This window comes from Candidatus Schekmanbacteria bacterium (genome assembly GCA_003695725.1).
Taxonomy (GTDB): domain Bacteria; phylum Schekmanbacteria; class GWA2-38-11; order GWA2-38-11; family J061; genus J061.
Window position 1 is genome coordinate 1 of sequence record RFHX01000001.1, and the last position, 10284, is coordinate 10284.

At 35.2% G+C, this 10284-nt stretch carries 7 protein-coding genes; 4 read left to right on the forward strand and 3 right to left on the reverse strand.

Going from position 1 to position 10284, the window contains the following annotated elements:
• The 3 genes from D6734_00005 to D6734_00015 form a co-directional block, all read left to right on the forward strand.
• Positions 1-399: hypothetical protein (locus tag D6734_00005; GenBank protein RMF98559.1), on the forward strand; the 399-nt coding region annotated here is incomplete at its 5' end.
• Between the two features lie 16 nt (positions 400-415).
• On the forward strand, positions 416-952 hold the full coding sequence (locus tag D6734_00010) for a cob(I)yrinic acid a,c-diamide adenosyltransferase (protein ID RMF98560.1): 537 nt from the start codon (positions 416-418) through the stop codon (positions 950-952).
• A gap of 18 nt (positions 953-970) precedes the next feature.
• On the forward strand, positions 971-3763 hold the full coding sequence (locus D6734_00015; GenBank protein RMF98561.1) for an isoleucine--tRNA ligase: 2793 nt from the start codon (positions 971-973) through the stop codon (positions 3761-3763).
• Between the two features lie 18 nt (positions 3764-3781).
• Here the strand turns inward: D6734_00015 and lptD are convergent, their stop codons facing one another.
• Entirely contained in the window at positions 3782-6286 is a 2505-nt protein-coding gene (lptD, locus tag D6734_00020) for an LPS-assembly protein LptD (protein RMF98562.1), read from the reverse strand.
• A gap of 135 nt (positions 6287-6421) precedes the next feature.
• Positions 6422-7783: a hypothetical protein gene (locus D6734_00025; GenBank protein RMF98563.1), complete on the reverse strand. Its 1362-nt coding sequence runs from the start codon at positions 7781-7783 to the stop codon at positions 6422-6424.
• Between the two features lie 178 nt (positions 7784-7961).
• On the opposite strand from D6734_00025, the gene D6734_00030 reads away from it, so the two are divergent.
• A complete protein-coding gene (locus D6734_00030; protein ID RMF98564.1) occupies positions 7962-9176 on the forward strand; it encodes a metallophosphoesterase in 1215 nt (404 codons plus the stop codon).
• Positions 9177-9184: 8 nt separating this feature from the next.
• On the opposite strand, the gene D6734_00035 is transcribed toward D6734_00030, so the two are convergent.
• Complete coding sequence (locus D6734_00035; GenBank protein ID RMF98565.1) at positions 9185-10093, reverse strand: hypothetical protein; 909 nt, start codon at positions 10091-10093, stop codon at positions 9185-9187.
• Positions 10094-10284 lie beyond the last annotated feature (191 nt).

Here is a 10284-nt window from a genome sequence, read left to right on the forward strand (position 1 = left end):
TTATTAATATTACCTGAAACAAAGATTATGGAGATGTACTTAAAAAATGAATATAAACCTTTATCGCTTGATGAAACTATTAATATGGGTGCAAAAGCTCTTAAAATTCTTTACAAGAATAATATTCCATGCATTCGATTTGGTTTGCCTGAAAACAATGAATATAAAGGCACATCCATAATTGGCCCCTATCATCCATCGCTGAAACATATGATTGACTCAAAACTTGCTTATGCTACGATGTATCGCAAGATAGTGAAAAAAAATATTAAAGGCAAAATGATAGCTTTTTCAGTGCCTGAAAGGGAAATGTCTGCTTTCATTGGAATAAAAAAAGAAAATATAAGAAAAATCAAAGAAGTCTTTAATTTGGATTGCCAAATCTTTCCGCAGCATTAAAAGGATATATTTAATAATGAAAAAATTCAAAGAGGGCTTTATACAAGTTTATACAGGCAGTGGAAAAGGAAAAACAACCGCAGCTTTAGGATTAGCACTAAGAGCAGCAGGCCATGGTTTTAAAAGTATGATTATCCAATTTATGAAGGGAGATAAAAATTATGGTGAAATAATTGCACATCATCATCTATCACCATATATAACTATCAGACAGTTTGGGCTATGCACTTTTGTCGACAAAAACAATCCATCAGCCGAAGATTTGAAACTTGCTTCAGAAGGTATTGGCTTTGCAAGAAAAATTTCAAAAGGAAATGAATTTGACATATTAGTACTTGATGAAATAAACTGTGCCGTTGATTTTGGACTTGTAAAGGAAGAAGAGCTCTTAGATATTATGGAAAACAAAAATCCTCATATGGAGCTCATCTTGACGGGCAGGTATGCAAGTAGAAAAATAATTGAAAAAGCAGACCTTGTGACGGAGATGAAGGAAATCAAGCACTATTATCGGAATAAAAAAATAACATCCCGAGAAGGAATAGAATGGTAGAGGAGGAAAGAGAAGAATATGGATTATAAAGATACACTGAATTTGCCTCAAACGAAATTTCCTATGAAAGCAAATTTGGCTCAAAAAGAGCCAATTTATCTTGAGAGATGGGAAAAGACAGGTTTGTACCAAAAGATTAGAGAAAGATGCAAAGGAAAGGAAAAATTTATCCTTCATGACGGGCCTCCCTATGCTAATGGACATATCCATATGGGAACTGCGCTAAATAAAATTTTGAAAGACATAACAGTAAAATCGAAAACTATGGCAGGATTCGACGCTCCCTATGTGCCGGGATGGGACTGCCATGGTTTGCCCATTGAACATGAAGTCGATAAGCGGCTTGGAAGCAAAAAGAAAGAAATGACTATATCGGAAATCAGGAAGAAATGCTTGGAATACGCTCTGCGTTTTGTTGATATTCAGCGCAAGGAATTCAAAAGGCTTGGTGTATTGGGGAAATGGGAAGACCCTTATTTGACAGTAAATAAAAATTATGAAGCTACTATAATCGATGAACTTTCTCAATTTTTCTTATCAGGAAGCGCCTATAGAAGCAGAAAACCTATCTATTGGTGTGCTTCGTGTAAAACAGCTTTGGCAGAAGCTGAAGTTGAATATGATGACCATACATCGCTGTCCGTATATGTTAAATTTCCGATTCCGGCAGAAGAAGAAAAAATTTCCAAACTCCTAAATGGAAAAGAAGCATCGTGTCTAATATGGACTACTACACCTTGGACTCTCCCTGCAAATCTTGCAATAGCAGTGCATCCAGATTATGAATACAGTCTTATCGAACTCGATGAAAATGTCATACTATTGGCAAAGGAATTGATTCCGACACTGCTTCAGAAAATGAATAAAATTTCTTACAATACTTTGCACACTTGGAAAGGTAAAGAGCTTGAAGGCATAAAATGCAAACATCCTTTTTATGATCGTGAATCAGTCATCGTCTGCGGAGAACATGTAACTATGGAACAAGGAACTGGATGCGTCCACACGGCTCCCGGGCACGGTGCGGAAGACTATGATATGGGACTTAAATATGGGCTTGAAATTTACAGTCCAGTAAATGACGAAGGATGTTTCATCGATGAAATTCCGGAATTTTCAGGGATGAATGTTTTTGAAGCAAACCCATTGATCAGAAACAAACTTAAAGATATAGGGGCACTAATCTTCGAAGAAAAAATAACCCATTCATATCCACACTGTTGGAGATGTAAAAATCCCATCATTTTTAGAGCAACAGATCAATGGTTTATATCTATGGACAAAAACAATCTTAGGGAAAAGTCCCTTGCAGAAATAAAGAAGGTCAAGTGGATACCAAGTTGGGGAGAAAATCGCATTAAAGGAATGCTTGAACAAAGACCTGATTGGTGCATATCGAGACAGCGCTGTTGGGGAGTACCTATAACAGTGGTCTATTGCGAGAAATGCTCAACTCCTTTTTATAATAAAGAATTTTTGAAAAAGACAAGTAAACTTTTTTCTGAAAAAGGTGCTGATGCTTGGTTTGAACTTGAAACTGCAGAACTGATACCTCAAGGGACAAAGTGTTCTAATTGTGGCTGTGAAGAATTTAGGAAAGAAAACGATATTCTCGATGTCTGGTTTGAATCAGGTGTAAGTCATGAAGCAGTACTCAAGAGTTATAGCGAACTCTCCTGGCCTGCAGATTTGTATCTTGAAGGAAGCGACCAACATAGAGGATGGTTTAACTCGAGCTTAATGGTTTCTATTTCGCATAGAGAGAAAGCTCCCTATAAAAGTGTCTTGACACATGGATATGTTGTTGATGGCAATGGTAAGAAGATGTCAAAATCCTTGGGTAATGTTATTGCGCCGGATGAAATCATAAAAAAACATGGAGCTGAAATACTTCGTCTATGGGCTTCATCAGTTGATTACAGAGAAGACATTAGAATTTCTGAAGAAATCATCAATCGTCTTTCAGAGGCATATCGAAGAATCAGAAATACCTGTAAATATATCTTAGGCAATTTATATGACTTCAATCCTATTGAAGATTCAGTAGCTCTTGAAAAGATGTGTGAAATCGACAGATGGGCTCTATCAAGACTCTCTGCCCTTTCAAAACGGTTAAAAAAAGCCTATGATGACTATGATTTTCATATTTTTTACCACAAATTCCATAATTTTTGTGCAGTTGATATGAGCGCCTTTTACTTAGATATATTAAAAGACCGCCTTTATACGAGTAAAGCCGACTCGTTGGAAAGACGCTCAGCTCAGACAGCACTTTTCAAAATAATCGATTCTCTTGTGCGCTTAATGGCTCCAATTTTATCATTTACAGCAGAAGAGGTGTGGGATTACTTGAAAGAAATCGATCCAACGAAGGAAGAAAGCGTACATCTTGCATTATTTCCGGATGAATCTGAAATTAAGCAAGATATTGAGCTTGAAGAAAGATGGGAAAAGATAATCAAGCTTAGAAATGAAGTAACCAAAGTCCTCGAAGAAGCAAGACGCCAAAAGATAATTGGTCATTCCCTTGATGCTGAAGTATCAATTTACGGTAAAGGAGAAAATTTTAATTTCTTTAAAAATTATGAAAATGAATTGTCATCTGTTTTTATTGTATCACAAGTAAGATTTGTAGAAGATGAGATTTCAGGAAATGGCGGAGAATGTGAAAGAAGCTTTGAAGACATAGTGATAAAAGCAACAAAAGCCAAAGGGGAAAAATGCGAAAGATGTTGGACAATATCTGAAAATACCGGCGAAAATAAGAATTACCCAAATACATGTCCAAAATGCGTCAGCAATCTAAGCTGATTTATGATGCAATAATGATTACATACCTCCTGTGGATATCTCTCCAAGAGTCTTCAATTCCACTACAACCCAAAAATACTCATCATCCTTTGTTTCATCATCAAATGAACGCAAACTTCCTTTCTCTCTAAAGTATTCTCTCACTCCATAATTCCCTTCAACACTCCAACATTGGGCAGAATATTTCAATCGCAGGTTAAAATCTTTTTGTTTTTGTTCAAAAAAGCTTGAATTGAGCGATTCATCCGATTTTGTATTCGATTTGCCAAAGAAATTTGCTGTATATCCTGTTTCCCACCCGCCTGGAAAATCAATGTTCAACCTGACTGTCGAAAAAATATTTTCATAAGGTTTATCCTTTATGAAAATCGGATTAAAATCCGGCTCATCCCAATCAAGTGCCTGATTTGCCTTTGGTGTCGTCCAATGAGATAAAAATGAAAAAGAAATTTTGCTGTTAAATAATTCTGTAGCATATCTAAAATGTGAAATGAATCTATCTAATGCTCCATCTACTGGGTCCATATAACCGGTAAATCCAAGAGTAAGGCCTGTGATAGGATAAACCTCTAAAGCCAATCGGAGGTCGGACATTGCTCTAATATTGTTAATTCTTTGCTTGTATCTTCTTTTCTCAATAAGTCTTCTATATTTACCATTATCCTTTCTCAAATCATAATATTGACTCATCGACAAACGCATAATTTCCTTTGCAACATTTCCACTTTCTTCAAGTCCAAATGAACCATATATGCTGTTTTCAAGATTCCATTTAATATATTCCCTTCCTGAAATGAAATCCTCTTCATCTGCCTGTAGGATATGTTTCTGATTGACTTGAGGAATATAGACATACTTAATAGAGGGCTGAACAATATGCTTTATCTTTTCAAGATTGCCGACCTTTGTGTTCAACAATGCATATGCTTTTGGTCCCTCGGCATCTATTTCTATATTATAGATTTCTCGTGTGGAATCAGAATTTCCAGAAAGATTAACTTTTTTCAATGTGCCATCATTTTTCTTTATTAATTTCAAGTGATTTCCATCAGACCGATTGGAGTAAAAGGTTTCTCTAATACCTACTTTGCCTCTAATTGAAAGCAATTCTTTTATATTAAGAGGCAAAATGATTTCAGGATGGAAATCAAGGCGCACTTCATCGAAGTTTTCAACTTCTGTTTTACCATCTTTCTTTGCATATTCTTTGCTTTTCCATTTGCTGCGTATTGAAGCAAAAGAAGAATCGAGCCTAAATTTCAATGGAATGTATTTATTCAATTTTTCAAGTCCCTTTATAATACCATTTTGTCCAAAAACAGGCTGTTCAAGGGCTACGAATTGTATTTTGGGCAAATACTGATAGGTCTTATCATTGATAATATCTGCAAATTTGTCTCTTTCCTTTCTTGGGAAAGACTTAATCCTATCCTGCATCCTCCCTATATTTAATTTGTAGTAATATTCATCCCATGACTTGCTCAAGGACATAAACGAATCAAGTTTCAAATCAGATGCCTTTGTTATCTTTTGACTTACCTCTCCGTAGTCGCGGTCGAAATTATGGTCACTGCTTACATCGAGTTTCGTAGCAAGGTGAAGTCCATCACCTAATTCCCTTTTTTCATAAAAATAAATATTCCATCTTTGCTTTCTTTTCGCATCTCCACCTTCCCTGTTTCTCGAAGTACTCTTCGTTGTAATATAATAAACATTTGCTGTACCGGAACTCTTTTCATCAATAAGATAATTGAAATTTGCCTCTATCCCTATTCCTCTTTTTCCTTGAATATCAGGAGTTAAAGTAAGGTCAGAGTAATCAGACATCGCCCAAAAAAAGGGTTGTTTCCATCTCAAGCCCTTCCTTTGGCTGTATCCTATTCTTGGTACAAGAAATCCTGTCGAACGGTCTTTCTTTATTGGGAAAAGGAGATAAGGAGAATAAAAAACAGGAACTTTTTTTATTTCCAATGATGAACCCTTTGCAGTCAAAAAACCATTGACCTGTGCATCTGCCTCTTTGGATTTGACTGTCCAAGCAGGAGTTTCTGCTTGGCAGGCAGTATAATAGCCATTAACAATCTTGTATCTGTCGAATCCAAGTCTTCTCAATTCAACTCCTGTCAAATAATAGGTAGGCTCAAGAAAGAGTTCGCCATTTCTTATTATTCCTGTTCTTGTCCGAAGATTAAGCTCCAATTCTTCACAAAAAAGTACACTTGTGCCATCTTCAACAACCACATTCCCTCTTGCCTTAACATCAGCAGTTTCAAGGTTATATTCAACATAATCAGCTTGTAAATCCATTCCTCTGTATTCGATATCAACTGCATCTCTTCCAATTATCAGGTTTTTATCCCTTTGAAAATCCAAGTTTCCTCCGTAAAAACGCACTTCATCTTCAAGGCCAAACTCCATCTCTTTGAATTTATCTACAGCTGAAATTTCAGGTTCTAAAGCATAGGAGCTCGTTTGAAAAAAAACAAAAGTAATTGAAATTATAAATAGAATTTTTTTAAACATTGATGTTTTCTCTTGACTGCCTAATTTGATATCTTAACAAAGTATTATGGCCTTAAAAAATAACTAAAATCAGTTATCAAAAAATTATTAAAGAAATAACATATATTACCCATTAAGAAAATTAAAAGAATTACTTCACTCAACGCATTCATTCATAAAATCAAAATTTTTTACAAGTTTTTTTCTGCTTTTATCATTCTTTTTTAATCTATCAACAAATTGTAAAAGAGGAGCTACCAAATAGATAGACCCAGCTATACAAACAAGAGTTTCAGAAGCAGATTTTTTACTTGCTTCTTTAAAAGCATCAAAAGGATTTGCAATTACGGAGGTAGAAACTCCATCTCCATCAAAGACTTTCTTCAATTCATAAGGTGAAAAAGCTCTTTCGTTGCAAGGTGTCGTAAAAATGATTTTAAGCCCTCGAATATTCAACAATGACAGCATTTTCGGTATATCTTTGTCAGAAAGAACTCCAAAAATAAGGATGACTTCTCTTTTATCTATCTCTTTTGAAATATATGAGGTTATATATTTCAAGGCATTACTATTATGAGCACAATCAAAAAGTATCTCAATATCCTTCAACTTTATTCTCTCCATTCTACCGCGCCATTTAGTGGAATACAGTCCTTTTTGAATAGCAGACTCGATTTCTATCCCTTTTTTCTTTTTTTTATTCAACCTCAAAAATTCCAAAAATGCTGTTATTGCAAGTGAAGCATTATAGGGTTGGAATTCGCCGGCTAAAGGTACTTTGATGTTTTTGCATATGAAATCTTCAGACATATAATCAAAAACGCTACTTCTTAAATTAGAAACAAGGCTGTCTATCTTAAAATCTCTTCCCCAAAGAAGAAGTTTTGCAGATTTCTTTTTGCACTCTTTTTCTATTACTTCATATGCCTTCTTCGAAAGCTTGCCTGAGATGACTATGCCTCTATTTCTTATAACACCGGCTTTTTCGAATGCAATTTTTTCAATTGTGTTGCCAAGATATTGAATATGGTCAACTGCTATACCTGTTATGATGCAAATGTTACTCTCTGCAATATTTACTGCGTCAAATCTTCCCCCAAGTCCTACTTCAAGGACAGCCGATTCAACTTCTCGTTCTTTAAAAAACAGAAAGGACAAAAGCGTCAAGAATTCGAAATAGGTAACATCACTAATTCCTGCATTTTCCAAGATATTCACTATTTGAAGAAATCTTTTTTTATCTATTTTTTTCCCTTCAACCCTTATTCTTTCTCTGATGTCAAAAAGATGAGGAGAAGTATAAAGGCCTGACTTTACGCCTGCATTATTCATTATTGATGAAAGCATTGCTGATACTGAGCCTTTGCCGTTTGTGCCAGCAACGATAATAGATTTGAAAAAACTCTGAGGATTCCCTACCCGCTCAGCGGCTCGTAAAATTCTCTCTAATCCAAGTTTTATTCCATTTCCGCTAAATTTCTTCTCGAGCATAGCTACGGTTTTTTCATATTTCGTCATTTTCTATAACCGCACCTTCTCATTTCAAATTTCACTCTTAAAGTCATTAATTTCTTTGATATCTATTTGTTTTCTATATCAATTGAATTAAAATTATTTTTGATTTTATGAGAAAATTTTCTATAGATGAATATCACAATTTAGAGGTTACTGTTAACAACTCTTATAGAATATTTTTATGAGCGGAAGATTTATCTACTTTATCCTTTTTCTAATAACAATGTTCACAGTAATTGTTACTGTGCAGTGGTATCTTGGGAAAAGAGTAATCAAATTCATTTACAACAGCAAGAAAATAAGAAAAGAGATCAAAAAAAACCTTAAAATTTTTGTTATCTGCCTTTTGATTTACCTCAACATTCCGCTTCTTTACACCTTTGCGGTCAATATACCTTCAAAACCTTTTTCAAGTTTCACAATGGCTGTTGTTGTTTACCCTTATGTGATATGGGGAAGTTCATATGTTTTTATATTTGTAATCTTAAAATTTTTCGACCTTTTAAAGTTTTTAGGGACAAAAATAAAAAGGAATTCATCAAAGAAAAGTGAGGTTGAAAATACTTTTTCATCAGGAAGAAGGCAATTTCTTCAAATAGCCGGGAAAAGCGCAATTCTATCTCCTCTATTCATCTCCTCATATGGAGTATTATTTGAAAGAGACAATTTCATAGTCAAAGAAGAGAAGATTAATTTGGGAAATATTCCTGAAAGATTGAAAGAAATGAAAATCGTTCAAATAAGCGATATACACTCAGGAATATTTATGGGTAAAAAAGAAATTTCTAAGTGGGTAAATTTGATTTATTCACAGAAGCCTGACATTCTTCTTATAACAGGCGACTTCGTAGCTACCTCAAAAGATTCTGTAGATTCTTGCATAGAGGGCTTAAGGTTTCTGCGCTCTTATATGCCAATATACTGTTGTTTAGGAAATCATGATTACTGGGGAAATGAGATAGAATTGACCAAAAAGCTGACAAAAGAAGGGGTAAAGGTATTTAGAAACAGCAGTGAAGTTATTGATTTTAAAGGATACAATGTAAATCTATGCGGTGTAGAAGATATGAGAATGTCATCACCTGACATAGAAAATGCTCTCAAAGGGTTGGACACACAGAAACTTACTATTCTCTTAAGCCATAATCCTAATTTTTTCGATGATGCAAAGAAATATGATATTGACCTGACATTAGCAGGGCATACCCACGGGGGACAAATAAATATAAATCTGCCCGGCATTACCATAAGCCCGGCGCAACTGATTACTAAATACATTCGCGGCAAGTATAGAGATGATAGAAAATTTCTCTATGTTACACCCGGAGTAGGTACGATTGGATTCCCTCTCAGAATAAATGTTCCGCCTGAAATCTCAGTAATTAAGTTTATTTGACATTTAATTCAATTACCGTATATCTTTTCAAATATAGGCGCAACACCTGTCCTTGTAATTATGCTTGTTATACTCTCTTCTCCCCTCGCATTTTCTCTTATATGTTCGATGCAAGCTTGAATTGCTTTGAAGAGCTCCTCCTCTGTGGCCACATTAAAAATCTCATAGCCAAGTTTAAAATGCCTCCCAAATCCACCTCCTACCATCAAGCGATAACCGGTCCTTTCAGAAGCAAGAGTACCTGTAGGACAAACCCTGACGCAGGCTTCACAAAGTTTGCATTTTTCATAATCGATCTGTGGTCTTCCTTTAATTAGAAGGACTGCATTATCAGGACATCTCTCAACACAGGCGTAACATTCAGAACATTCAATATCAGTTACAACCGGCACAGATGTTCCGTATATGCCAAATTCTTTTGTTTCGATTCCGGTACACGAGTTAGGGCAGGCAGATATGGAAAATGTTATCCTATCATGCGGTAAAATTCTCTGGTCATCATCAAGCATATCGGCAACCATCTCTGTCACTTTTAGTTCTTGCAGTTTTGCCCTTATTTTTTCCCGGAGTTTCCTTACTTCAGCGACCTGTGAACCACAGCGAAAATATTGAGCATGGCAAAGATCAATATCAAAAAGGTCAATTTCCTTTTCAAGAATTTCTCTTGCTTCCTTTTCCATTCGCTCCATAAGGTCTGTTTCACCTTCTTTGACCCTTTTCTCCCACTCTCTGCGGCGCACCTCTTCTGGAACAGATGCAAAATATACCTTTTTTGTTTCCTCTATCTCTTTAAGCGTAACTTTTTCACTCTTGTTCTTTCGCGCTTTTTTTTCCGCAAATACTTTCGCCATTGCTTTGGCTGATCCGGAAAGCGGCATCTTTATAAATTCTTCCACTGCTTGGGAATCCCACTCCATAAATATCTCCTCCTTTTTTTATCTTCTATTTTGATTGCCTATTTATAAAAAAAAATCAAAAAAAATCTCTCTCTAATTTGTAAAATTTATGAAAAAGGAATTCCTCATATTCAAAAAAAAGAGGAAGAATCCAATTGTCCGCTTTAGAGATTAAGTTTTCTTATGAAAAAATGTGTTTAAAAAAAAAAAAA

Bases quoted from the DNA above. Each gene is read 5' to 3' on its own strand.
- D6734_00035 (RMF98565.1), bottom strand. From the start codon at position 10,093: ATGGAGTGGGATTCCCAAGCAGTGGAAGAATTTATAAAGATGCCGCTT.
- D6734_00025 (RMF98563.1), bottom strand. From the start codon at position 7,783: ATGACGAAATATGAAAAAACCGTAGCTATGCTCGAGAAGAAATTTAGC.
- lptD (RMF98562.1), bottom strand. From the start codon at position 6,286: ATGTTTAAAAAAATTCTATTTATAATTTCAATTACTTTTGTTTTTTTT.
- D6734_00030 (RMF98564.1), top strand. From the start codon at position 7,962: ATGAGCGGAAGATTTATCTACTTTATCCTTTTTCTAATAACAATGTTC.
- D6734_00015 (RMF98561.1), top strand. From the start codon at position 971: ATGGATTATAAAGATACACTGAATTTGCCTCAAACGAAATTTCCTATG.
- D6734_00010 (RMF98560.1), top strand. From the start codon at position 416: ATGAAAAAATTCAAAGAGGGCTTTATACAAGTTTATACAGGCAGTGGA.